At 67.8% G+C, this 23745-nt stretch carries 19 protein-coding genes, 1 tRNA gene and 3 pseudogenes; 8 read left to right on the top strand and 15 right to left on the bottom strand.

What is annotated here, in order from left to right; all coding sequences use genetic code 11:
• The first annotated feature begins 40 nt into the window (after nucleotides 1-40).
• The 3 genes from IEZ21_RS29285 to IEZ21_RS29275 all read left to right on the top strand — a co-directional run bounded on the left by IEZ21_RS29285 (nucleotide 41) and on the right by IEZ21_RS29275 (nucleotide 3219).
• Nucleotides 41-1246: a DNA polymerase III subunit delta' gene (locus tag IEZ21_RS29285; RefSeq protein ID WP_189324877.1), complete on the top strand. Its 1206-nt coding sequence runs from the start codon at nucleotides 41-43 to the stop codon at nucleotides 1244-1246.
• Between the two features lie 146 nt (nucleotides 1247-1392).
• Nucleotides 1393-3045, top strand: coding sequence for an alpha/beta hydrolase (locus IEZ21_RS29280; RefSeq protein ID WP_189324876.1), 1653 nt, complete (start codon nucleotides 1393-1395; stop codon nucleotides 3043-3045).
• Nucleotides 3046-3145: 100 nt separating this feature from the next.
• Nucleotides 3146-3219 (top strand) — tRNA-Thr (locus IEZ21_RS29275).
• 230 nt (nucleotides 3220-3449) lie between these two features.
• Here IEZ21_RS29275 and IEZ21_RS29270 read toward each other — a convergent pair.
• From IEZ21_RS29270 to IEZ21_RS29255, 4 genes and pseudogenes are all read right to left on the bottom strand, one after another.
• Nucleotides 3450-4448, bottom strand: a pseudogene (locus IEZ21_RS29270) (IS481 family transposase); the annotation flags it as partial.
• On the bottom strand, nucleotides 4445-4954 hold the full coding sequence (locus tag IEZ21_RS29265) for a hypothetical protein (RefSeq protein ID WP_189324875.1): 510 nt from the start codon (nucleotides 4952-4954) through the stop codon (nucleotides 4445-4447). The gene IEZ21_RS29265 and the pseudogene IEZ21_RS29270, both read right to left, overlap by 4 nt.
• 22 nt (nucleotides 4955-4976) lie before the next feature.
• On the bottom strand, nucleotides 4977-6047 hold the full coding sequence (locus IEZ21_RS29260) for a DNA polymerase III subunit beta family protein (protein WP_189324874.1): 1071 nt from the start codon (nucleotides 6045-6047) through the stop codon (nucleotides 4977-4979).
• A 61-nt stretch (nucleotides 6048-6108) separates the two neighbouring features.
• Nucleotides 6109-6630 (bottom strand): zinc-binding dehydrogenase, encoded by a 522-nt coding sequence (locus IEZ21_RS29255; protein WP_189324873.1) that lies wholly within the window; start codon nucleotides 6628-6630, stop codon nucleotides 6109-6111.
• 638 nt (nucleotides 6631-7268) lie between these two features.
• Between IEZ21_RS29255 and IEZ21_RS29250 the strand changes: the two genes are divergently transcribed.
• Complete coding sequence (locus tag IEZ21_RS29250) at nucleotides 7269-8330, top strand: sugar ABC transporter substrate-binding protein (protein WP_189324983.1); 1062 nt, start codon at nucleotides 7269-7271, stop codon at nucleotides 8328-8330.
• Here the strand turns inward: IEZ21_RS29250 and IEZ21_RS29245 are convergent.
• The 3 genes and pseudogenes from IEZ21_RS29245 to IEZ21_RS49220 form a co-directional block, all read right to left on the bottom strand.
• Nucleotides 8323-8721, bottom strand: a complete 399-nt coding sequence (locus tag IEZ21_RS29245; protein WP_246568233.1) for a hypothetical protein — start codon at nucleotides 8719-8721, stop codon at nucleotides 8323-8325. The genes IEZ21_RS29250 and IEZ21_RS29245 overlap by 8 nt on opposite strands.
• Before the next feature lie 22 nt (nucleotides 8722-8743).
• Nucleotides 8744-9673: pseudogene (locus IEZ21_RS29240) on the bottom strand (IS5 family transposase).
• 352 nt (nucleotides 9674-10025) lie between these two features.
• Nucleotides 10026-10124: pseudogene (locus tag IEZ21_RS49220) on the bottom strand (tyrosine-type recombinase/integrase); the annotation flags it as partial.
• 193 nt (nucleotides 10125-10317) lie between these two features.
• Here IEZ21_RS49220 and IEZ21_RS29235 point away from each other — a divergent pair.
• The 4 genes from IEZ21_RS29235 (at nucleotide 10318) to IEZ21_RS29220 (ending at nucleotide 14916) form a co-directional block, all read left to right on the top strand.
• Nucleotides 10318-11394: a substrate-binding domain-containing protein gene (locus IEZ21_RS29235; protein WP_189324872.1), complete on the top strand. Its 1077-nt coding sequence runs from the start codon at nucleotides 10318-10320 to the stop codon at nucleotides 11392-11394.
• A gap of 536 nt (nucleotides 11395-11930) precedes the next feature.
• Nucleotides 11931-12866, top strand: a complete 936-nt coding sequence (locus IEZ21_RS29230; protein WP_189324871.1) for a hypothetical protein — start codon at nucleotides 11931-11933, stop codon at nucleotides 12864-12866.
• Between the two features lie 1005 nt (nucleotides 12867-13871).
• Nucleotides 13872-14324, top strand: coding sequence for a hypothetical protein (locus IEZ21_RS29225; protein ID WP_189324870.1), 453 nt, complete (start codon nucleotides 13872-13874; stop codon nucleotides 14322-14324).
• 34 nt (nucleotides 14325-14358) lie between these two features.
• Nucleotides 14359-14916: a hypothetical protein gene (locus tag IEZ21_RS29220; protein WP_189324869.1), complete on the top strand. Its 558-nt coding sequence runs from the start codon at nucleotides 14359-14361 to the stop codon at nucleotides 14914-14916.
• 52 nt (nucleotides 14917-14968) lie between these two features.
• On the opposite strand, the gene IEZ21_RS29215 is transcribed toward IEZ21_RS29220, so the two are convergent.
• The 8 genes from IEZ21_RS29215 to IEZ21_RS29180 all read right to left on the bottom strand — a co-directional run bounded on the left by IEZ21_RS29215 (nucleotide 14969) and on the right by IEZ21_RS29180 (nucleotide 23569).
• On the bottom strand, nucleotides 14969-15106 hold the full coding sequence (locus IEZ21_RS29215; protein ID WP_189324868.1) for a hypothetical protein: 138 nt from the start codon (nucleotides 15104-15106) through the stop codon (nucleotides 14969-14971).
• Between the two features lie 28 nt (nucleotides 15107-15134).
• Nucleotides 15135-15314, bottom strand: a complete 180-nt coding sequence (locus IEZ21_RS29210; protein WP_189324867.1) for a hypothetical protein — start codon at nucleotides 15312-15314, stop codon at nucleotides 15135-15137.
• A gap of 68 nt (nucleotides 15315-15382) precedes the next feature.
• A complete protein-coding gene (locus IEZ21_RS29205) occupies nucleotides 15383-16288 on the bottom strand; it encodes a hypothetical protein (protein WP_189324866.1) in 906 nt (301 codons plus the stop codon).
• A 105-nt stretch (nucleotides 16289-16393) separates the two neighbouring features.
• Entirely contained in the window at nucleotides 16394-17143 is a 750-nt protein-coding gene (locus IEZ21_RS29200) for a hypothetical protein (RefSeq protein ID WP_189324865.1), read from the bottom strand.
• 97 nt (nucleotides 17144-17240) lie between these two features.
• Nucleotides 17241-17687, bottom strand: coding sequence for a PH domain-containing protein (locus IEZ21_RS29195; protein ID WP_189324864.1), 447 nt, complete (start codon nucleotides 17685-17687; stop codon nucleotides 17241-17243).
• A gap of 32 nt (nucleotides 17688-17719) precedes the next feature.
• Nucleotides 17720-22498, bottom strand: coding sequence for a putative T7SS-secreted protein (locus IEZ21_RS29190; protein WP_189324863.1), 4779 nt, complete (start codon nucleotides 22496-22498; stop codon nucleotides 17720-17722).
• 2 nt (nucleotides 22499-22500) lie between these two features.
• Nucleotides 22501-23157 (bottom strand): hypothetical protein, encoded by a 657-nt coding sequence (locus tag IEZ21_RS29185; protein ID WP_189324862.1) that lies wholly within the window; start codon nucleotides 23155-23157, stop codon nucleotides 22501-22503.
• Nucleotides 23147-23569: a hypothetical protein gene (locus tag IEZ21_RS29180; protein WP_189324861.1), complete on the bottom strand. Its 423-nt coding sequence runs from the start codon at nucleotides 23567-23569 to the stop codon at nucleotides 23147-23149. The genes IEZ21_RS29185 and IEZ21_RS29180 overlap by 11 nt, the downstream gene beginning before the upstream one ends.
• Nucleotides 23570-23745 lie beyond the last annotated feature (176 nt).

The raw sequence follows: 23745 nt of genomic DNA, 5'->3' as shown, positions 1-23745 counted from the left end.
GACGCGGCAAGGCAGATGTGCGACGGAGGGGCGGCAACCCATGCCCGTATGGGACGACCTGGTGGGTCAGGAGAAGGTGAGCGAGCAGCTCGAGGCCGCCGCCCGGGACGCCGACGCCCTGGTCACGGCGGTGGCCGCCGACACCCAGCTGCCCGAGGCGTCGAGGATGACGCACGCCTGGCTGTTCACGGGTCCGCCGGGCTCGGGCCGCTCCACGGCGGCGCGGGCTTTCGCGGCGGCCCTCCAGTGCGTGAGCCCCGACCGTGCCCTCGGCGGAGTCCCCGGCTGCGGGTTCTGCGACGGCTGCCATACGAGCCTGATCGGTACGCACTCGGATGTGGAGATCGTCCGCACCGACCTCCTCTCGATCGGCGTCAAGGAGACCCGTGACCTGGTCCGCCGTGCCCAGATGTCCCCGGCCGTCGGCCGCTGGCAGGTCATCGTCCTGGAGGACGCCGACCGCCTGACGGAGGGCGCGGGCAATGTCCTGCTGAAGGCTGTCGAGGAGCCCGCCCCCCGCACGGTATGGCTCCTGTGCGCGCCCTCCATCGAGGACGTCCTGCCGACCATCCGCTCCCGCTGCCGCCACCTCACACTCCGGACGCCTCCCGTGGCGGCGGTCGCCGACATCCTCGTACGTCGCGACGGCATCGAACCGGAGGTCGCGGCCGTCGCCGCCCGTGCCACCCAGGGCCACGTCGGCCGCGCCCGCCGCCTGGCCACGGACCCGAGCGCCCGCGAGCGCCGCGCCGCCGTCCTCAGGCTCCCGCTCCGTATCGACGACATCGGAGGCTGCCTGAAGGCGGCCCAGGAGCTGATCGACGCCGCCTCCGAGGACGCCAAGCAGATGGCCGAGGAGACCGACGTCAAGGAGACCGACGAGCTGAAGGCAGCGCTCGGCGCGTCCCAGGGCGGACGCATGCCGCGCGGCACGGCGGGCGTGATGAAGGAGCTGGAGGACAAGCAGAAGCGCCGCAGGACACGTACGCAGCGCGACAGCCTGGACCTCGCCCTGATCGACCTGACGGCCTTCTACCGCGACGTCCTAGCCCTCCAGTTCGGCACCAGCCTCGCCCTCGCCAACACGGAGATGCAGGACACGCTGGAGCGCCTCGCACGCGGCACGACCCCCGAGACCACCCTGCGCCGCATAGAAGCGATCGCCGCCTGCCGCGAGGCCCTCGACCGCAATGTGGCGCCGCTGCTGGCGGTGGAGGCGATGACGATGGCGTTGCGGGCGGGGTGAGGCTCAGGGGGCAGTGGGCTCAGGGGGTTGCCGTGCGATGCGGTTCAGGGGTGGCTTGTCGCAGCGACGGGTTGACGAGGGCACTCGCACGAGGCGCGACGGCAACCTTCAGTGGTCAATTCATTGCGCAGGGTTACGCTCGCTTGATGCACATCAGGCGCCAGTTCAGGCCGATCCGGACCAGATCAACGCGTTCCCGCCATCCCCGCCATTCCCATCACCCCTCCCCTCCCCGCAGGTTCCTCCATCTGTACGGCACCCTGCTCGCCCTCGCCGGGCTGCTCATCTCCGCCTGTTCCATGGGAAGTTCGACGACCTCCACGGGCCGGGCAGGGGCCTCGACACTGACCGCGCTGCCCAAGGCCACGCCGGCGGCGCTCGCTCCGTACTACGGCCAGAAGCTGAACTGGCGCGGCTGCGGCGCCCCCGGCTTCCAGTGCGCCACGCTCAAGGCCCCGCTCGACTACGCCAAGCCCGCCTCCGGCGACATCAGGCTGGCCGTCACCCGCAAGAAGGCCACGGGCCCGGGCAAGCGACTCGGTTCGCTGCTGGTCAACCCGGGAGGCCCGGGCGGCTCGGCGGTCGGTTACCTCCAGTCGTACGCGGCTGTCGGCTACCCGAAGGAGATCCGCGCCCGCTATGACATGGTCGCCGTCGACCCGCGCGGCGTCGCCCGCAGCGAGCCGGTCGAATGCCTCACCGGCCGGCAGATGGACGAGTACACGCAGACGGACCTGACCCCCGACAACCGACGCGAGAGGGGCCAGCTGGTCGACGCCGTCAAGGAGTTCACGGAGGGCTGCGGGCGGCGCTCGGCCAGACTGCTGCGGCATGTGTCCACGGTCGAGGCGGCCCGCGACATGGACGTCCTGCGGGCAGTGCTGGGCGACGAGAAGCTGACGTACGTCGGTGCCTCGTACGGGACGTTCCTGGGTGCGACATACGCGGGTCTGTACCCGGACCGGGTGGGCCGGCTGGTTCTGGACGGCGCGGTGGACCCGTCGCTGCCCGCGCGACGGATGAACGAGGACCAGACGGCCGGCTTCGAGACGGCCTTCCAGGCCTTCGCGAAGGACTGCGTACGCAGGTCCGACTGCCCGCTGGGTGGCGCGCGCACCACACCTGACCAGGTCGGCAAGAACCTGAAAGCCTTCTTCCGGCAGCTCGACGCCACGCCCATCGAGGCCGACGACGCGGACGGCCGCAAGCTCGGGGAGTCGCTGGCGACGATGGGCGTCATCACGGCGATGTACGACGAGGCGGCCTGGCCACGACTGCGGGAGGCCCTGACCACGGCTATGAAGAACAAGGACGGGGCGGGCCTGCTCATCCTCGCCGACACCTACTTCGAGCGCGGCGCCGACGGCCGGTACGCGAACCTGATGTCCGCGAACGCGGCAGTCAACTGCCTGGACCTCCCGGCCGCCTTCTCCTCTCCCGAAGCGCTCGAAGAAGCCCTCCCCTCCTTCAAGAAAGCCTCCCCGGTCTTCGGCGAGCCCCTGGCCTGGGCCTCCCTGAACTGCACGTACTGGCCCGTCCACCCGACCGGCGAACCCCAACGCATCGAGGCGAGGGGCGCCGCCCCCATCGTCGTGGTCGGCACCACCCGTGACCCCGCGACCCCCTACGCCTGGTCCCAGTCCCTCGCCGCCCAGCTCTCCTCCGCCACCCTCCTCACCTACGACGGCGACGGCCACACGGCATACGGCCGCGGCAGCGCCTGCATCGACTCCACGATCAACCGCTACCTCCTCGCAGGCACCCCTCCGACCAAGGGAAAGCGCTGCTCAGCGAACTGATCGCGGGAGCGGCCGGGGGGTGCCCCACGGCAGGTACGGAGCACCCCCGGAAACTGTGTAGACTTTCCGACGTTGCTGATCGCACCATAGTCAGCAGCGCGCCGCCTTAGCTCAGATGGCCAGAGCAACGCACTCGTAATGCGTAGGTCTCGGGTTCGAATCCCGAAGGCGGCTCTGTGGAAGCCTCAGGACTCACTCGCCGTGACCTGGGGCTTTTGCTTTTAGCGGATGCGGCGGCGGCGGCGGGAGCGGGCCGCGCGGGTGTCGGGGGTCTCAGTTCTGGTCTCAGTGGGGCCCGGAATGGGGTCCGGGGGAGCGGGTGCGAAGAACTCGCCCATGCGCCGCATCGCGTCCTTCGACAGGTGTGATCTGCCCTTCACGTAACGCCGGGTCTGACTGATCTGGGTGTAGGAGGCCATGACGTTGGTGACGCTGCCTGGCAGTCGTGCTGCCGGTGGTTGGCTGCCGACCGCGGTGTGGGGTCGGTGGTAGTTGTAGTGGACATTCCAGCGACCCAGGAGTTGGGTGCGTTGGGCTTCCGATGTCCACGTCCGAGCGTAGAGGAACTCTTCGGCCAGGATGCGGTTGTATCGCTCGACCTTGCCGTTGTGCCGTGGGGTGTAGGGGGCGATGCGCTGGTGCCTGGCGCCGAGTAGGGCTCGGGAGAAGCTCTCGGCGCGGTAGCAGGCTCCGTTGTCTGTCACGATCCGTTCGATGCGTGTGATCCCGTGTGCTGCGAACCAGGCGCGGGCCCGATGGAGGAAGGCGATCGCGGTGGTGGCCTTCTCATCGGGCAGTGCTTCGGTGTAGGCGAGCCGGCTGTACCCGTCGATGGCCGAGTGCAGATAGACGTAGCCACCGCGCTCGGTCTTCTTCTTCCGCCGGTCCACGGCTTTGGCCTGGTCGCTGCCGCGTCCGTGCGCGCGCCAGCCTCCGCCGTTGGGGATGCGTCCTACCTTCTTCACATCGACGTGGATCATGTGGCCGGGCCGTCGGGCGTGGATTCTCTGCGGCTTTCGGTTGGCCTCACCGTCGGGGTCGATGAATCGGCGTCGGTTGAGGCCGATCTCGGCCAAGTGCCTGCTCACGGTCCTTCGGCCGACCGGCGTTCCGGCCTTGGTGAGCTCGAAGGCGATCCGGGCCGCTGACCACTTGTGGGTGCGGCGCAGCTTTTCTATGAGTTCGAGGACCTCAGACGGTGTCGCGGTGGGCTGGTGGTGCGGCGTGGAAGAGCGGTCCTCGATCCCGAGTTCGCCATGGCGCCGGTATCGGTTGACCCACTTTGATGCGCACGCCCGGGATATCCCCATCTCGGCTGCGACGTGGGCGATGGGCCTCGTGCGGCAGCGCTCGATGAGCCGACGTCGCCCCTCCACGGTGAGGGGTGCGTTCTTGTGCGTCACGCAGGGGAACCGGGTGCAGATGCTCGCCGTGTGCGGTCCCGTCCGGCGATGGCCTCGGCGACCTCTTGGATGGCGCCACGAAGAAGGTCACCGTAGGGATCCTGCGGAAGGTTGGGGGCGTGCGCTTTGGCCGCGTTGATGTGCTCGGTGGCGGCTTCGAAGGAGCCGAGTCGGCGGTAGTTGTCGGCCAGGTTGAGGTGCAGGGAGGGGTAGAAGCCGGCGATGTGGAGGCTGGCGTGGTGCTCCTGGACGCGCTGCTCGGTCACGGCGTCGGCAGCGTCCAGGGCCCGGATGTCCCAGGCGAGGGCCTGGGCGGGATCTTCGTAGAGATCTGCGAGGTAGTGAGCGAGGGAGCAGCGGTGCAGCGGGTCGCCGGTGACACCGATCGCGGACCACAGACTCAGAAGTTTCTGGCGAGCGGAAGCGATGCCACCGGCTCGGCCTTCGGTGACGGCGTGGCCGATGGCGTCCATGGTCGGGTCGGGGCTGGCGGGTGCGGTGGTCATGAAGTGTTCCTCGTCGTCTGTCTCAGGCGGAGTGGTCGGACTTGATGGGCATGGCGAGGGTGGTGAGATCGCCGCGGTCGGCGGAGCGGATCGTGACGGGCTGGTCGTTTCCCCTCAGGTCGAGCATCACGTCAGGGCCGATCGCGGTGCTCACGGCGGGGTAGAGCGTGGTCAGCTCGAACCAGATCTGGAGGGCCTGCCCCGTCGCGGTGGCCGGGAGCGGGATGCCGGAGTGTTCGTCATCCGCTGACCGGACGTTCATTCCGTGGTCGGCAACGTGCAGCGCGATGCGCTCGCCGGGGTGTTCTTCCAGGGCTCGCAGGAGCAGACCCTTCGAGACCGTTGCACGAGTGGTGACCTCGCCCAGTGACGCGAGCATCAGCCGATAGTCGGGGAATTCCTCGGGCAGCAACCGGCAATGCCGGTCCTCCCTGTCGGCCACGCGGAACCAGATTCCGTGCGGCACCGCTTCGAGTCGCACCAGCGCACTGCGGCGGATCTCGGCGACCGCGGCCCGCAGCTCGTCGCCATCGACCGTGCCAGCCCACGTCTGCCTCGGTGGTTCAGTCGGCACCAGAGTTCGGGTGGAGAGCCGGTAACGGTCAGTCGCGGTCAGGGTGACCGCCTCATGACTTGCCTCGATCCGCAGGCCGGCGAGTACCGGCATCTTGGGCTCATGTGCGGTCGCGGTCAGGACCTGCTCGACCGCATCCGCCAGAACGGGACCCTTCAGCGCCGTAATCGGAAGACCTGGCGCGTTGCCGAGCGCGGACTTGATGACAGCAGCCTTCTGCTGTGCCGCTGCCGCGTCCCCGACGACCTTCGACACATGGTCATCGAGCAGCCGGGATGCCTCGTCAGCCTCGGAGCCGAGTACCGCCTCGACACCAGCGAGGGGCATAGCAATCTCACGGAGCTGACGCAGCACAGTCGCCCGCGCCACCTGGTCAGCGCTGTAGTAGCGGTAGCCCGAGACCGGGTCGACTTCGGCAGGGGGCAGCAGCCCGCAGTCGGCGTAGAACCGCAACGCGCTGGAGGTCAGACCACTGCGCTGGGCAAAGACCCCGATCGGCATCAGCTCAGAATTTGGCACCTCGCCATCATGGAGTTTCAACCAACTCGAAGGTCAACACCGACGAGCGGCGCCACCAACCTCATGGCCAGCAACACCAGCCGGCGTCCGGGATCAGCACGGGCTTGACGACCTCGCCGCGACGCGCGGCGTCGAGGGCCTCGTTGACGGCGGCGAACGGAAAGGTCTTGACCAGCCGGTCGAACGGGAATACGCCGCTGTGCCACAACTGTGTCAGGCGCGGGATGAACACGTGCGGATCGGCGTCTCCCTCGATGACGCCCTTCAGCGTCCGGCCAAGGAGAAGGTGCCCCTGGTCCACGGTGATCTCGTTCTCCAGCCCCTGCAGACCCACGGTCGCGCAGGTACCGGGCGAACGCAGCACCCCCAGCGCCTGCTCGATCACACTGCCCAGACCGACGGCGTCGACCGTGTAGTGCAGTCCCCCGGCGGTGAGTTCAAGGACGTCCCATACGACGTCCTTGGTCTCGGCGGGATTGAGGACATGCGTGGCACCCAGCTCGAGCGCCAGGCCCAGGCGCGCCGCATCTCCGCGTAGCCAGAGCCCTCCACCCGACAACCGACAACCGGAAATCTCCCCCATCCTGCCAGTCCTGACGTCCACACCAGGCGGAACGCATGACGTCGCCCTAAGAAGGCATCCTGATCCAGGTAAGCCATCCCCCAGTGCGCAGCACTGTGCCGTCTGTCTCGCCCTTCCACGGGTGAGGGTGGAGCATGGGCATTAACCAGCGAGGAGGCCCGTCAGGCAGTCCAGAGGCATGCAGTACGAACCTGGCGGTACTCGCCGCTCTCGTCGCATGCCGCGGGTAAGGGCGACTGACCGCTGAACGCAGCGTCATGGAGCAGCACCGGACATGTCCAGGAAGCAGTCGTCAAGGCCGAGGACGAACGGGATCACACCCCGACGGCGTGATCGCCTGTGGGAGCCGCAGTCCCCTGCGCCTCTACCTGACCCGACCGCTCGCGGTAGGCGTGAGCAGTCGGCCACCTTATGCATCGGCGAGCCGCAGATCGTGGTCTGCGAGGTAACGGCTGCCGGGGCGTCCTTCTCATCGTGGCGATGTCGGCGGCGTCGGGATCGCGCCGGACGGCGGCGGCGAGAAGGTGTGCAGCGCAATCGTCGTGCCACCGCGCGAGCCGATCGTTCTGCGGCCGAGCCCGTGGTGGCCGGGAGAGGTCTGTGACGTGAAGAGCGATGCGAAGACCCGTGTGCGGAACATGACCATCGCCGTGAGCTTGGTGCTGGCATTGGCCCTGGGTGGCTGCGGAGGCAGCGACGTCAGATCCGAGAGGGGCAGCGTCACTGTCGGCGTACTGCTCCCGGCGGCTGGGGCGGCCTCTCGCACCGGGCAGTTCGACAAGCCCTTGATCGAGAAGAAGCTGAAGGAGCTGTGCCCGGACTGCCGGGTGCAGTCCACCGACGCCAAGGACGATGTCACGGTCCAGCAGCAGCAGATCGACTCCATGCTCACCAAGGGGGTCGATGTACTGATACTCATGGCCGTCGACCCCAAGGCGCAGCGCTCCTCGGTCGCGGCTGCGCACGAGCAGGGCGTCCCGGTCGTCGCCTACGACCGGCTCGCCGAAGGCCCGGTCTCGGGTTACGTCACCTTCGACGGTGCGCAGGTCGGCAGGGCTCAGGGCGAAGCGCTCCTGAGGGCCATGGGCGCCCATGCGCAGGACGGCCAGATCGTCATGATGAACGGCCCCACGACCGATCCCAATGCAGGGTGGTTCAAAAGGGGCGCGCTGTCCGTCCTCCGGGGCAGAGCGAAGATCGCCCGGTCGTACGACAACATCGACTGGCGGGCGGGGACCGCGCACACCAACATGTCCGGAGCCATCGCCGCCCTGGGAGGGGAGAACATCGATGGCGTGCTGGCCGCCAACGATCACCTCGCCGGCGGTGTGATCTCCGCCTTCAAGGTCGCCGGCATCACACCACTACCGCCCATCACCGGCCAGGACGCCGAGCTCGTGGGCGTGCAGCGTATCGTCGGCGGCGAGCAGTACATGACCGTCTACAAGCCGTTCAAGCCGGAGGCCGACGCCGCCGCCACCATGGCCGTCGCCCTGGCGCGCGGCGAGAAGCTCGACGACCTCGCCGATACCAGGGTCGACAACGCCTCCACGAAGGACATCCCGACTGTGCTGCTCGATCCGGTCCCGGTGACCGTCGGCGACATCAAGGACACTCTCGTCAAGGATGGCATGTACACGATCGACCAGATCTGTACCCCGGAACTCCGGTCCGCGTGTGACGAGGCCGGACTCACATAGGTCTCAGGGCCAGGCGCACCGCCGAGCAGGCGCTGCCCGGCGGTGCGCTCATGGCCTCAGGACGCCTCTTGCGGCGGGCCGCCGCCTGCAGGCGGACGAGGGTGTCGTGGCCGCCTTCGTCCCAGTACCGGGCGAGCAGGCCCGCGTTGTGCAGGAACAGCACCGTGCGCGGTGCCGCGGCGCGGGCCAGCAGGCGGGCTTCGACGCGCGGCCAAACAACCCGGACGAAAGAGGCGAGGCCTCTCTTGATCTGGCACGGGGCGGATCCCGCGTCGGCGCGCAGGACCTTCTCCCATTCCTGGCCCTTCTCCGCGGCCAGCGTCCGGAATTCGGCCAGGAATTCACGTCCCCGTCCCAGGTCGGCACTCTCGACCGGATAGGCCGCGGTCACCGCCTAGGGCTTGTTCGGGCGATCATGTGCGGAGCCAGATGACCAGGGCGGCTATGGTGGCAGTGCCGAGGAAGACGTAGCCGCGTTTGTCGTAGCGAGTGGCCACGGCCCGGGACTGCTTCAACCTGTTGATCGCCCGCTCGACCGTGTTGCGCTTCTTGTACCGCTCCTGGTCGAAGCCGGGCGGCCGGCCGCCGTGTGACCCCTTGCGCAGGCGGGCGGCCTGACTGTCGGTCTTCTCCGGAATGGTGTGCCGGATGCCCCGTCGTCGCAGGTAATCGCGGCAGGGCCCGTTGCTGTAGGCCTTGTCGGCGGCGAGGCTGTCGGGCTTCGTTCGCGGCCTGCCCGGCCGCGGCCGTGGGACGCGGATCTTCTCCAGCACCGGCTGGAACTGAGTGCAGTCCGCGCGCTGTCCACCGGTGACGATCAGGGACAGCGGGCGGCAGCGTCCGTCGGCGCTCAGGTGGAGCTTGCTGGTGAGCCCGCCGCGCGAGCGGCCCAGTGCCTCACCTCCTGCACCACCTCCACCAGCCGGGCGAGCAGGTTCTGCCACGGCGTCTCGTCCTGGTGTTCTGCTGTTTCGGCCCCCTTTGACGCGGGCGCTGGCGGTGGTTCGGTGCGAGCACCGGCCGCGTGCTGGTGGGCGCGCACGATGGTCGAGTCGACCGCGATGTCCCAGTCGATGTCGCCGGTGGCGTCGGCCGCGGCTTGGACCTGGTGGAGCAGGCGTTCCCAGGTACCGTCGGCCGACCACAGCCGGTGGCGTTCATAGACGGTCTTCCACGGCCCGAACCGTTCGGGCAGATCCCGCCACTGCACCCCGGTCCGCACCCGGTGCAGGATCCCGTCGATCATGCCGGTGATCCCGCCACCGGCCACAACGCCCATTGCTGACAGGCAGGAACGGCCGCAGCCGCTCCCACTCCGCATCCGTCAGATCACCCCGCCCCATGCCCACATCAACGACCCAGACACGAGGCAGTCACATGATCGGCCGGACAAACCCTAGTTCACTAGCCCGAGCCGATGAGAGTTTCCCCAGGGCAGAACGAAGGGACCCTGACACTGTGTCCGGGTCCCTGAACCGCGTTTGACGACGGAGGCCACGTTAATGGTGTCTGCCGAATTAGACCCCAACGACGGCCCAACTGCAGGTCAGTTGAGGTGCGCGGCCCGCTGATCAGGGACGAAAAATGGGCCCCCAGACCCAGGGCAAGAAGAAGTAGGTTTTGTGATCATGTCTCTGAGCTGCGCATACGGCGCGACTCAGGGGCATTTTCATGCCGTGGAACCTCTCTGGAACCTCAGCCCGTGTGATCTTGCGGCCGGAGAGCCTGCCCGAGAGCCTTCCGGGCCCGCTCCCGACTGCTCGGCATGAGGTGCGCGTACACCTTCAGAGTCAGGTAGTCCTGAGCTGCTGGTTCCGCGCTGTAGCGGTTCCGTATCTCGGCGCACTTGCGGCTCCGGAACGTCCGCCCCTTGCTGCAGTCTGGTCAGCCCTCCGCACCCTGTGCCTGCGCATAGAACCCTGTGCCTGCCCATACTGGGATGGGGATCTGATCGGCGTCCGGTCGACGGGTAAGGAGGTGCCCGCACGTGAAGCTCTACCTGCGCCGTGCCGCCGTCTCTGTGGCCGCGGTGTCCCTGGCCGTCGTCCTGGCCTCCTGCGGCAAGGCCGGGAACACCTCCGGCGTGACGATCGGCTTGCTGCTCCCGGGAGCCGGGACCCCTCGCGCCGAGCAGTTCGACAGGCCCCTGATCGAGAAGAAGATCAAGGACCTGTGCGGCGACTGCACGGTGGAGTACGCCAACGCCAAGGAGGATGTGGCCACCCAACACCAGCAGATTCACTCCATGGTCACCAAGGGGGTCGAGGTCCTGATCCTCGACCCCGTCGACGCCAAGGTGGCCCGATCCTCGGTCGAGACGGCCGATCGCGCGGGCATCCCGGTCGTCGCCTACGACCGCCTCGCCACGGGCCCGATCTCGGGCTACGTCTCCTTCGACGGCGAGAAGGTCGGCGAGATCCAGGGCCGGGCGCTCCTCAAGGCCATGGGCGACAAGGCGGACGGCGGGCAGATCGTCATGATGAATGGCTCCTCGGCCGACCCGAACTCGGCCGCCTTCAAGAGGGGCGCCCTGTCCGTCCTCCAGGGGAAGGTGAAGATCGGCAAGGCGTACGACACCGTCGAGTGGAATCCGGACAACGCCCACATCAACATGTCCGGCGCCATCTCCGTTCTGGGCGCCGACAACATCGACGGCGTCTACTCCGCCAACGACGGCCTCGCTGGCGGCGTCATCTCCGCCCTCAGGGCCTCCAAGGTCTCACCGCTCCCCCCGGTCACCGGCCAGGACGCCGACATCACGGCCGTACAGCGCATCGTGAGCGGCGAGCAGTACATGACCGTCTACAAGCCCTTCAAGCTTGAGGCCGAGGCCGCCGCCGAAATGGCCGTCGCCCTGGCCCAGGGTGAACAACTCGGCGACATCGCCACAGACATGGTCGACAGCCCCACCACCGACGACATCCCGGCCGTCCTGCTCACGCCGATCTCCCTGACCGCCGACAACATCAAGGACACGGTCGTCAAGGACGGCATGTACACGATCGATCAGATCTGCACGCCCAAGTACAAAGCCGCTTGTGAAAGGGCGGGACTCACCACGTAAACGCGATCTACGCGTTCACCTCAAGACCTCTAGCGGTAGAGGGTCTGACCTCTAGCGCTAGAGGTCCCGACGCGCCCCAGGTTGGGGCCCTCTCTGGGACCTCCGTGGGACCTCCGACGACGACCGGCAACGACCGACGACGACCACCAACAACCGCTCAGCCGCAGGTCAGTTGGGCCTGCACTTCTCTGGCCAGGGCCGAAAAACGGGCCCGCCAGACCCAGGGCAAGAAGACAGGCCGTTGCTCTCCCGTTCAGACCCTGCGGAGCCGGGACACGAGCGCAACGGGCGTCCGGAAGGAAAGACAAGGGATCTGGCTACAACCAGCAAAGATCCTGGAGTCAAGACGTTAAAGATCCTTTTTTCTAGAGCCTGCTCCATCTGCGGAGACGGGTGTCGTACTCACCTCGCCTGTATCTAATAGTTGTTACTAGTCATCATGGATATCTGATGCCTGCTCAGAGGAGCAACCGGGTCGTGAGGCAGGTACCGGTGACGGCACCTCAGACCGGCGGCCCTGCGTGCATGCTGGGTCTATGCCACGGATCATTTTTCCACCGGCCGACGATCCCCTCCCGGATGGCGGCCTCTCCCAGGAGCACAGCATCGCCGCGCTCCTGGGCTCCTCAAAGCGGCGTAAGAGAGAGGTGCCCATCCGCCGGTCCCTCGTGCAACGTGTCGTCCAGGGAGACAGTGGAGACGCCAAGGCTCCTAGTCCGCTGAGCGCACTCGTGCGCGCCCGCCGCGAGCGGGCGTTGGATCTGTACCTGCTCATGGCATCTGTAACCACCGCAGCCCCCTATGACGTAACCGAGCGGTCCGAGCTTTGGGCCCGCTGCCTGGGCCACCACGCTCCGGGTGCCTCAGCCAGTGTCATGGTTTCACGCCTCTGGTTGCAGCTTGAGCAACTCGGTTTGATCAAAAGGTCCCAGAACGGCAAGTTCACCAAGATTACAAAGCTCATGGAGGACGGCACGAGCACCTCCTACCGTCCGCCCATCGGCATGGCCGATGGCCCCCTTGAGGACATCTACTTCCGACTGCCGTTTCAGTATTGGGTCGATGGACTGCACGAGAAGCTGACCCTGTCAGGTAAGGCGCTGCTGCTCATATGCATGAGCCGACGCGATCCGCAGTTCTATATTCCCGAGGTGTTCGCGGACTGGTACGGGCTATCTCCGAAGACGATCCGCAAAGGGCGTGAGGAACTGCTGACGGCAGGGGTTCTTACCACGATTGGGTACGGCATCTACATCGACACTTCTCTGCCCACCCTCACGACGACCGCCGACAAATATGCCTTCCAGGCCCCCTACAACCTGAACGTCAGCAAGCGCGCCACAGCGGCTGACTGCTCCGCAGGTGATGAGACCAAGACCGAAAAAGACGGGCAGGCAGCGTCCACTTCGGCCCCAGACGAGCCACTGCTTCCGACCGTGGAGTTCCTAGTCCGCAAGGGCGAAGCAGGCTGAACCCCACCACCCAGGTGAGGACAAATGGCACCGGTCGCCGCCCAAAAGGCGGCGGCCCCCTGTTCCCGCAGGGAGCCGCCAGATGAAACAACCAATCGCTCGACCTACAGGAGGAGCCATCAGTAACACCCTCAAGGCTACGGGCCAGCCCCGGAAGCCGTCGACTCTGCCCACCCGCGTGGGGTTCTGGCTGCGGAACACCCGTTCTCAGTGGGCATCGCCAGCCCGGCGCCGCAAGGTGCGCGCGCTGGGACGCACCGCCGGCCACGGACTCGTTCGAGGCATCGCTGCCGGACTCGGCACCACTGCGGTCTCTTGCATCGCGTGGTGGGTTCAGCGTTGATCCACCGCATGAGCGGCACGAAGCCTCGGCCATCCCGCAAGGGGGGCCGAGGTCTGCGGAAGGCCAGCCCAACACCGCTGAGTGTCTAACTGCGTGACAACGCCGACGGACAGTGGCGGACAAGCGTGGACGCCTGCGGACCATCGGAGCAGGTGAGAGACGCAGCGGCCCAAGGCCGGACAGTCACCCAAGTTGCTTCGGGATGAAGAGGTCGCGGTCTCAGTCGTGGTCTCAATCACCGCTCGTTCCGGGGTGGTCCGCCGGTTTCCGGCGAAGTCCGGAAGGCCCTCTGACCGGCCATGCGAGCCTTGCCGGGGACGCCCATGGACACCCCCGGATCAAGATCGGACAACTCGTAATGCGTAGGTCTCGGGTTCGAATCCCGAAGGCGGCTCCGAGAAACCCCAGGACTCACTCGCCGTGACCTGGGGTTTTTCCTTGCTCGGGGCATGACGCGCCACACGGCCGGGGTGCCGAGAGGTGGCTTGCGTGAGCGGAGTGACCTGGGACCTACTTTTCGGGCTTCGTCCGCTTGGCCGGCATGAGGGTGGCTGCGCCGTGGCGCAGGTCGTGACACTCGTGCCGGCGGAACCGTTTCACCAGGCGCCGTGTCCTCCATCACGGAAGGTGGTTCCACGCCGCGGAACCACCTGTGAAGGGGGATGGCCATGGGGCAGATACGCGAGGGGGCACGGTTAGGGGCTTGGGCCGTCGGCGGGGTCATCGGCCTGGCGGTGTTGTACGTGATCGGGGTGTTCGCCTTCGGCGGCGCGGGGTGGATCACCGCCCCGTTCCGCGGTGAGGCGGACAAGCGCGAGAACACCGTCGGCTCGGGCGAGTTCCGTCAGACCACGTACGAGGAGTTCTTCGATCTGTGCGAGGCCGTGCAGAACGCCGAAGGGACGATCCAGGCGCTCCAGGAGGAGCGGAAGGCCGCTTCTGAGACTCGCACGACGCAGATCGACCAGTCGATCACCGCGCTGAAGGCCACGCGGATCGAGTCGGTCAACGCCTACAACTCGAAGGCCGCCCAGGAGCACCGCGCGCCCTTCCGTGACAAGGATCTGCCGTACCGGCTGGATGCCACCGCCGAGCGCACGACGTGCACCAACTGATCCCCATCTCATCCAGGGAAGAGGGCAGCACCGCATGAAGAAGTTCGCACGCATGGCCCTGGCCGCCGTCGTCGCGCTCGTTGTGGGCCTTGCCCTGACGTCCTGCACCGACGACTCCAGCCAGGACAAGGAGAACAAGGCCAAGCAGGACAACTACGACCACCTCGTGGCCCAGCAGCCGGCGGGCCGCATGGAGTACTCGCCGACCCGCGAAGCGATCAACCAGTGGATCAAGACGTGGGGGAAGCGGGGCAAACTCTCGTACGTCTACATCCAGAACGCCAACGGCGAGTACGGGTACTTCATCATGAAGGGCCTGCCGGTGCCGCGCTGCAAGATGCTCACTCCGACGGAGAAGATAGAGGACTCCGACAACGGCATCGCGGTCCTCGCACAGCCCGGCATGGACGGCACGTACAGTTCGGGTTCCACCTGCAACGCCTACTACGGTTTCGACGCCACGACGGGCGCGTACATGGAGTTCACGGTCGGCACGAACCAGTCGTTCTTCCTGTTCGACAAGCCCATGACGATGCCGGAGTACGCCAGCGCCAAGCAGTTGGGGCCGACCTCGGTGAAGGACGTCGGGTAGCAGCCTTGAGCGGTCGGGGGCCGGTTGGAAGAGTTCCGGCCCTCGTGTCCGGTCAAGCGGCGTCGATGGCGCCGGTGATCTTGAGGGGCATCTCCGCCAGGACGGGACCGGGCCCGCCCTTGCCGGCCCAGGCTGCCGCTTCGACGGCGACCAGGACGGTGCCGCGGAAGTTGTCGGCCTCGCCGGGCACTGCTCCTTCAGCAGGCTCATCGCCGCCGTCAGGGCTGGCAGCGCCCGGTCGGCGGTTCAGCCACGGACTTGCCGCGGTGCTGCTCGCGCAGGTCGTGGAGGCGCCGGGCGAACTCCTCGGGGGTGCCCGCCCGGTTGTGGGCCTCGCGGAGATCCTTCAGGAGGGTGACAGCGGCGCCGTAGGGGCTGGGCTGCTTCTGCCCGATCAAGTTGGCGACGTCCTGCCAGGCTTGCCCGGCGTTCTCGGCCAGGTGGTTCTCGCGGCCGGCTGTTCGGCTCAGCGGGCCTGGGCGTGGGCCTGTTCCCGCTGCCGGGTGTGCTCGCTGCGCACCTCGTAGGCGGCATCGAGGAGTTCTGCGGCTGAGCGGCGCCGGGTGGCGGTGGACGGTTCGGCTGTGCCGTCGTGGGACGCGGCGCGGTGGCGGGCCAGGAGTGCGGGGCCCGGCTGTGGGGCGGCGCCCAGGGCGGCGTCCAGCAGCAGGGCATCCTTCTCATGTTGCGGCAGGGCGCGGATCCAGGCGGCGAGTGCGTCCTTGTCGATCGCCTGGGAAGAGGCCGCACCGCCGGCGCGGGCGGCAGCGGTGAGCAGGTGCGGGTCGATGTGCAGGAAGTCCGCCAAGGCCTGCTGCGGACCGGTGAGTTGGGCAAGACCTGCGGGTACGGGCGGTTCGACGGTGGAGGTGTATTCCTCCTCGTTGACGTCCTCCTCCAACTCCCAGCGGGTGAGCGCGGAGAGCCAGGCCAGATAGAGGGGACGCAGGTCGCCCGCGGCGAGTTCGGTACGCAGGGTGGTGAACGAGGCGAGGGTGAAGGAGGTCTCGAAGTCCCACTCGCTGCCGTCCTCGGCCGAGTAGGCGAAGTCGAGCAGCAGATGCCCGTTCCTGGTCCAGCAGGTCAAGGCGTCTTCCATGCAGTACGGTTCGACGCTGCGGGCGGGCAGCAGCGTGGTGGGCAGGCGCAGCATCAGGCGCCGCGAGCCCCAGTTGGCGAAGTACAAGTGGGCGTCGTACAGCTGCTCCATCAGTTTGTGCTCATCGCCGCGGAAGTCGCCGTAGTGGTACTCGTTGACGAAGTGCGTCGTGTTGATCCTGGCCCGGCTCGACAGGGCCCGTACCTGCTCGAGCTCGTCCTTGGTCAACGGTCGGTCGATGGCCTGGAACTCGTAGTATTGGTACTCGCTCACGGACGTGCAGCCTATCGCCGTGCGCTGCGGCGCATGTGGCGGGGACCTGGCTGTGCCTGGCTTTGATCCCCCGGCACCGTCCAGTTCCTTGGCCTTCGTCCCCGTTCACCAGTTTCCGTAGTCCTCCACGTAGGTGGCGATCAGCTCGAGCAGGGCGTCGGCCCGGTGCCGGTCCTCGCGCTGCTCGCGCAGGGCCTTGTCGGCGGCCTGGAGGCAGGCCAGGGCGGCCGGTTCGCCGTCCGCTACGTCGTCGACCACCGGCGTGGTGATGAGGTCCAGGCATTCGGCGAGCAGGCGACGGGTGGCGGGGGAGGGTGGATTGGGGTCGGGGTCGGTGTACGCCGTGGTCAGGTAGCGCGCGGGGTCGGTGAGGCTCCAGCCGACGACGGTGCCGTGCTGGACGAGGAGTGCCACATCGGGAGCGATGCCGATGCGGGCGTCCAGTGGTTCGTCGAGGACGTCGAGGTCGCGTAGACAGGTCAGCACGGTGTCTCCGGGGGCGCGGCACAGCACCGTGCCCCTCTCATGCCGGAAGTCCCGGGCCTCATCAGCACGGAGCCCGCCCGTGCGTACCGCGGGCGCGAGGGGCAGGCGGGCGACCTCCTCGGCGGAGGCGGACTCCTCCGGCCAGTGGAATTCCGCTCCGACCAGCTCTCGGCTCGCCTTGTCGAACCGGAGGATGTCAGGCGTGTCCCACAGCCAGTCCTCGCTGCCGAAGGTGTCCGCGAGGAACCGCTGACGCTCCATCACGTTCGCGAAGGGCGCGATGTCCACGGAGTGGCCGAAGCGCGGGGTGATGCGCAGTGGATCGTCCGTCGCCGTCGCATGCCAGTCGCCGTCGAGGGTGAGTCTCATGGTGAATGCCGTCCGGGAAAGAGAATGCGGCCGTGCTTTTCATGAGGAATGTGTCGGACTTCGGTTGGTCACTGCTGACTAAATGAGCTCGTGACGCTCATGGACCTCGGAATTCGTGCACCACCACCCAGTAGTCGGATTCTTCGACCGAGGCGGCACACAGGTGGCGGCCGTCAACCGAAACAGCCACGAACTCGGGTGAACCAGTCACCCCGGAGATACGTGACGGGAGGTTCTTGCCGACCGGGTCTTTTACGCGCACCCAGCCGACCTCGCTCCCGCCGGGTACGGGCGGGAGGATGAGAAACTCTCCGTTCTCCCCGTAGAGCGAAGATTGTGAAGCATGGTGATGCCACGCCTCGTCCAGGTCGTCGGCGGCGTTGGGAGTGGAGGCGGGGATTGCGGCGACCGGCTCCACCTCGAATCCGCTGACCGCATAGATGGCGGCGTTCACGGGTGGGCCGTCAGGTGCCGCCTCCCCCGTCACCTCAAGTCCGCAGCGCCCAAGGGTGTCCAGCCACTCCGGTGCCTGCCGGTCCTTCATGATCCCTGACCTTTCATCGGTCCCTACAGCATTCAGTTTCCTTCGTAGAACAGGTGATGGTCACCACCCGATTTGTTTATCTTGGCATATCTTTCCATGGACTCCGGATAGCCGAGGCTACCGTCGGGTCGCTGCACCCTTGCATTGTCCCAGCCGAAGTTGACGAAGTTCCGGGTGTCATCGATCTTCGGTTTGCCGGCATGGAAGTGTGGACCTGCCGGATCGTGGGTGTGCTCGACGACCACACGCGAGCCACTGTCCGTTTCGAATTGCCGGAAATTTCCCCAGTGTGCCGGGTCGGATGAATAAATATGACCCGGCGTGTGCTTCAGTTGCTTGTCCCCAGTGACTACCCACTCGGCGACGGGGTCTTCGCCGTAACGAACACCGGCGAGCTCGTACGCGGCTTTTTCCGCATCCGCACGGTTCTCGAATGGGTTGCCTTTCTCACCACGCGGATACGGGCTGAGTCCGAGGGGGTCGGACCAGGTGTGGGGGTTGTGGACGTAGGTGGCGGGGTTGGGCGCGGGGGTGAGCCCGAGGGGGTCGGGGGTGAGGTATCGCGCGGTTTCAGGGTCGTAGTGGCGGAACAGGTTGTAATGCAGGCCGGTTTCCGGGTCGTAGTACTGACCGGGGAAGCGGAGCGGGGTGTAGGCCGTGCTGGAACTGCTCCAGGCGGTGGTGCCCCAGAGGGTGGCGCGGGTGCGCCAGGCGATGTCGCCGTCCTGGCCGATCAACTCGGTAGGGGTCCCGACGAGGTCGGTGGCGATGGCGAAGAAGCGCCGGTCCACCTCGTCCTGACGGGTGTCCGCCGTGAGGATGCGCTCGGTCTGTGAGAGGGGAACGCCGGACCGATGGTCCCAGGTGAGGGCGACTGCGCCCGGGAGGTCCGGGTGGTGAACGGTCTGTTCGCAGAGGGTCATGCCGTCCCAGGCGAACCGGATCTCCTCCACCACGCTGTCGCCGTCGGCCGCCAGGCGCTGTTTGGCGACGCGGCGGCCCAGGGGGTCGTAGCGGTAGCGCCAACGGGTCCCGTCCGGGGTGATCACCGAGGTGAGTCGGTTCTCGGCGTCCCATTCGTAGCGCCAGGTGTCGGGTTTGCGGGACAGGCGGGTCTTCTGCCGCAGTGTGATGCGGCCGATGGCGTCGTGTTCGAAGCGGACGGCTCCGGCGCGGGTGATCGCTGTGCCGGCGTAAGTCCGCGGTCCTGTGGCTTCGTTGCCGGGGTGGGAAGCGGGCCAGGACGCCTCGGTCAGGTTGCCGCTCGCGTCGTAGGCGTACCGCTCGGTCCAATCCTGAGCGTGGACGGCGGTGACTTGGCCAATTGCGTCCAGGTCGAAGGTGCGGGTGCCTGACAAGAGGTCGCTGACAGAGCTGAGGTGGCCGTCCGGGCGGTAGGAGTAGGTACGGCTGTTGAGAGTACGGCCGTCGGCGGTCAGGTGACTGGCGGAGAGCCGCCCGGCCTCGTCCCAGGCCGAGGTGACGGTGAGGGGGGCGGCGAAGTCTGCGAAGACACGAGCCGTTTCACGGCCCGCGACATCATGGGTGAAGACGACCGGGGACCCTCCGGTGGTCAGGCGCTCGGGACGGCCACTGGCGTCGTACGTGTAGGTGGTCACGTGGCCGGTGGGAGTGATACGGCGGGTGCGGCGGCCCACGGCGTTGTACGCGTAACTGATGGCGCGGCCGTCGACGAGCTCGGACTTGACCCGTCCCCGGCGGTCGTACATGTAGAGGAGTTCGCTGTCCGGGCCGGACGCCTGCAGAAGACGTCCGGCCCGGTCGTAGCCGTAGGTGGTCACCTGGCCGTCGGCGTCCTTCCGGATCACCTGGCCGAGTTGGTCTCGCTCGAAGGAGATGATGTGGCCGAGCGAGTCGGTTCGGGAGGTGAGTTGTCCGGCGGAGTCGAGACGGTAGCTGAGGGTTCGGCCGTCGAAGTCGGTCTCCGAGACCATGCGACCGGCCCCGTCGTACTCGTAAGTCCAGCGCGCGCCCTGCGGGTTGGTGACCTGGATGAGTCGCAGGGCGGCGTCGTACCCGAATTCGTACCGGCCTCCGTTCGGCTGGGTGCGGGCCGCTACCAGGTCGAAGTGGGTGTACTCGAAGCGGGACACCCCGCCGACCGGGTCGGTGTGGGTGAGGCGGTTGCCCTCGCCGTCGTAGGTCCACGACTCGGTGGCGCCGTTCGGGGCCTCCCGGCGGATCAGGTTGCCGTCCGCGTCCCACTCGAGACAAGTGACGCCGCCTGTGGGGTCTGTGACGCGTCTTGCGTTTCCGAGGGCGTCACGCTGAAGATGAGTGGTTCCGCCGGCCGGGTCGATGACCTGCACGGGCTGGCCCATGGCGTCGCAGCGGACTGTGGTGACGGCTCCCAGCGCGTCGGTGATCGACGTCAGGCATCCCCGAGCGTCGTAGGCGTACTGGGTCGTGTGGCCGGCCGGGTCGGTGACCGCTGTCCGGTTGCCGCGCTCGTCGAAGCTCTGGAGCCAGCGGCTGCCGTCCGGGCCGTGGAGGTCCGTGTACCTCCCGAACGGGCCAGGCTTCATGGCGAGTCGGCTGCTGTCCGGGCGGAGCACGGCGACCAGGCGGTCGTTCTCGTCGTAGGTGCAGGCGGTGGTGCGGCCGAGTGGGTCGGTGCGGGTGAGGAGGTTCCCGCGGGTGTCGTAGGTGAAGCTGTTGATGTGGCCGAGCGGATCTGTGGTGGCCAGGACGCGACAGCCGGGGCCGATGAGGTGGCGGGTGGTGTGACCCCCGGCGGTGGTCAGGGTGGTGGTGCGGTGGCCCGTCTCGGGGTCGGGTTCGGTGTAGGCAAGGGTGATCTGGATGTGGCCGGCTTCGCCGCCTTCGGCGATGACGCGGTCGCGGTCGTCGTAGAGGTAGTCGTAGCGGCTTCCGTTGGAGTCGATCCAGGCGATGACGCGGCGGCGGTCGTCGTAGACGAAGGTGGTGGTGGCGCCGGAGGGCTTGGTGACGGCGGTGAGGTTGCCCTCCTCGTAGCCGTAGTTCATCAGGGGCAGGTCCGCACCGCCCTCGCCCGCGCCGGCCAGGGACAGGGCGGTGACCAGGCCGTCGGTGACGGACAGCTTCACCCGGTGGCCCGCCGAGTGGACGAGGGCCAGTGGCAGACCGTCCTCGGCGCGGTCGACCGTGACGGTGTGGCCGTTGCGTTCGGCGATGCCGGACAGCCAGGCCGTACCGTCGCCGCCCGGCTCGCCGCCGGTCGGGGCGGTGAAGTGGAAGGTGAGCCCGCTGTCGGGGTCGGTGACCGTGTAGTCGCCGTCGGCGTCGCGGGCCAGGAGCGTGCGGGCCCTGCCCGAATGCGGCCGGGTGGGTGCGCCGGGGACCGGGTGCGGGTACGGGATCAGGAGTCCGTCGGCGGTGACGTGGACGACGCCGATGGCGTCGATCTGCAGACGCTCGTCGACGGTGGACGTCCAGGCGGGCCCGAGGAAGCGGCCGACCGTGCAACCGGACTCGGTGCGGCGGGTGAAGACCAGCGGCAGGATGCCGGGGATCTCGAGGTCGGTCTGGGGCAGGTACATCCGGCCTGAGGCGAGGTCCACCGGGTCGGTGCCGTCGGTGGTGCGCTCGCCGTCCGGTCGGTTGTGAGTCCCGTCCGGGGTGTCGTCGATCAGCTTGCGAGCCCGTGCGGCGTCGGCGGCCTCCTCGGCGATGCGTACGCCCTTCACCGCGGCACCGCCGCCGCCCGTGGCCACGGTCAGCGCGGCATCCGGCAGCAGACGGCCGAAGCCCTCGGCCGGGTCCTTCATGAAGTCCTTGACGATCTGGGTGCCGGTGCCGACCGGGTCGTTGGCGGCGACCACCAGACCGGCGGCAAGGCTGTTGAGGGACGTGGCGTACTCGGCCGGGTGCGTGAGGTTGTACGGGTCCATGGGGTTGATGCCCCGGACGAAGTTGAGGATCCCCGCCGTGCCCTTGATGATGCCGCCGCCGACGTGGTCGCCCATGATCTGCAGTTCCTGGACGCCGTCGCTCAACTGGTCGGCGTACGACGGCTTCTCCGGGGCCATGTCGCGGGCGGCGCGGACCGCCGTACGTGCCGTCTCCGCCGCCGAGTTCCGCTGCTTGCGGGCCTCGGCGAGGATGTCCTGGGCATCCTGCATCAGCTGCTTGCCGGGGTCGTGGAACGTCTCCGCGGGCCTGGGAGGGAGCGAGGACGGGTTGCGCTCATCGGCGGGCTGGGCGTTGTAGCGGTCGACAGCGGCGTTGAAGTCGTCGACCTTCTTGCGGTGGGCGTCGGCGGCGTCCTCGGACGCCTTGACACCCTCCTTCCACTTGTCGATCGCCGCCTGCGCCTGTCCCTGCGCCCAGGTGACGGTGTCGGCGAACGCGTCGAGCGCGCCGAGCGCCTTCGCGCAGGCGTCGGCGGCGGCGTACCACTTGGGCGGCTGGGTGCTCACCGCGGTGCGCAGCGCTTCGGCCGCCTCGCCCTTGAGCCGGGAGGAGTCGAGGCCCCTGAGACCGTCGCCGGTGTTGTCGAAGGCCGTCTGGAAGGCCCGGAGTTTCTTGGCGGTGGCGTCGAGCTCGGCGGGGCTGCCGTAGATCAGCTTGGTCTTGTCCTCGGTCTGCCCGAGGTCCATCTCGTCGACCTCGGCGCCCATCCGGTTGGCTACCGAACGGGACTGCTCGCGCACCCAGTCCGCACCGGACTCCCAGCCGACGTCATTCAGCCGGTCGGCGGTCCAGTTCCCGGCGTCCTCGACCCGGTTGCCGGCCCACTCGACGCCGTCCTCGACCGCGTTCTCGACCGAGTCGGGCGTGATGTCACTGATGAAGTCGCCGATACCCACAGTCAGTTCCCCCCGGACTCACCCTGCTGCTGCGCCTGCTGGGCGCGTTCCTCCGGCGACGGGCCGAAGGTGTCGTCCAGTGCCTGGTTCCACTGGTCGTCGGAGATGCCGAGCGCGTCGTTGAGCACCTCGGACCGCTGACCGCCCTGGCCCTCGGTGAGGACGGTGCGGCCGGTGTCCTTCCACGTCTGCTCCATCTCCTGACCGGCCTGCTCCCACGACTCGGCGCTCCAGTCCGGGTTCAGGGCGTCCGGCGTGGCCACCTCGCCCCAGTCCTGCTGGGTGATCTCCTCCTCGGTGGCGTGCGGGTTGCCGCCCAGCACGGAGTTGACGCCCACCTTCAGTGAGCCCTCGACGTACTGGTCGTGCTCCCACTGGGTGCCCGCCGCCAGGCCGAGACGGTTCGCGAGCGCACTGGCGTCGCTCACCAGGGCTCGCACACCCCACTCCCAGCGCTCGCAGAAGTCCTCGAAGTCGACCGAGAGACCGTGGTGCCCGGCCTCCATCCCGGTCATCGACAGCTCCGAGAAGCCCTTGCCCATCACCGAACCGGTGGCGCCGCCGAGTTCACCGAGCTGGTCGATGGTCGCGCCCACGCCCTGCGTGAACTTCGCGACAGACGCCTTGTCGAACTGCAGGTCAGCCCCGTCACCGCCCACGGCCGCGCCCCTCCTGTGCCTCGCCGGAGTCGACGGCGACGCCGTCCGGGACGATGCCGGTGACCGGCGGGAAGAACATCGACCCGTCCTCGGTGGCGATGTCGACGGCGAGGCCGGCGGGCTCGTCCAGGGACGGCACGACCTCGTCGACGATGCGGGCGCCCAGCAGCGCCGCGTAATCCATGGGCTGATCACCGTACGAGTGATGCAGGGCGAACCGGGCGAGCGCGGCCTCGTCGGTGAACCCGCAGATCCACCGCACCCCGCCCGACCGCGCCGACCAGAGGCCTCCGCCGGCCGTCGGCACCAGAAGGACCGAGCGCCGCATCTCACCGATCAGCGCACGAGGGTCACCGACTCCCCTTCTCCGCTCGGCAATTCGCTCGGCGAGCGCTGTACTTGTCTGCTCCACGGGCCCTCCCCGTCGTGGGTGACTGCTGGCACCGTAGATCAAGACGCGCGGCATGACGGGGTCGGTTCTCGTGAAGATCTGCTCGGGCCGGCTGGTCCTGGAACCGGTCTTGGAAGCTGTTGTCCTTCCGTACTTGATCGCTGCCTTTCAGACCGGTCAAGCAGCTTGCCCAATCC

Source organism: Streptomyces flaveus, from assembly GCF_014647675.1.
Classification (GTDB): domain Bacteria; phylum Actinomycetota; class Actinomycetes; order Streptomycetales; family Streptomycetaceae; genus Streptomyces; species Streptomyces flaveus.
Note: the sequence above shows the minus strand (reverse complement) of the source record. Positions and strands in the feature narration are given on the sequence as shown.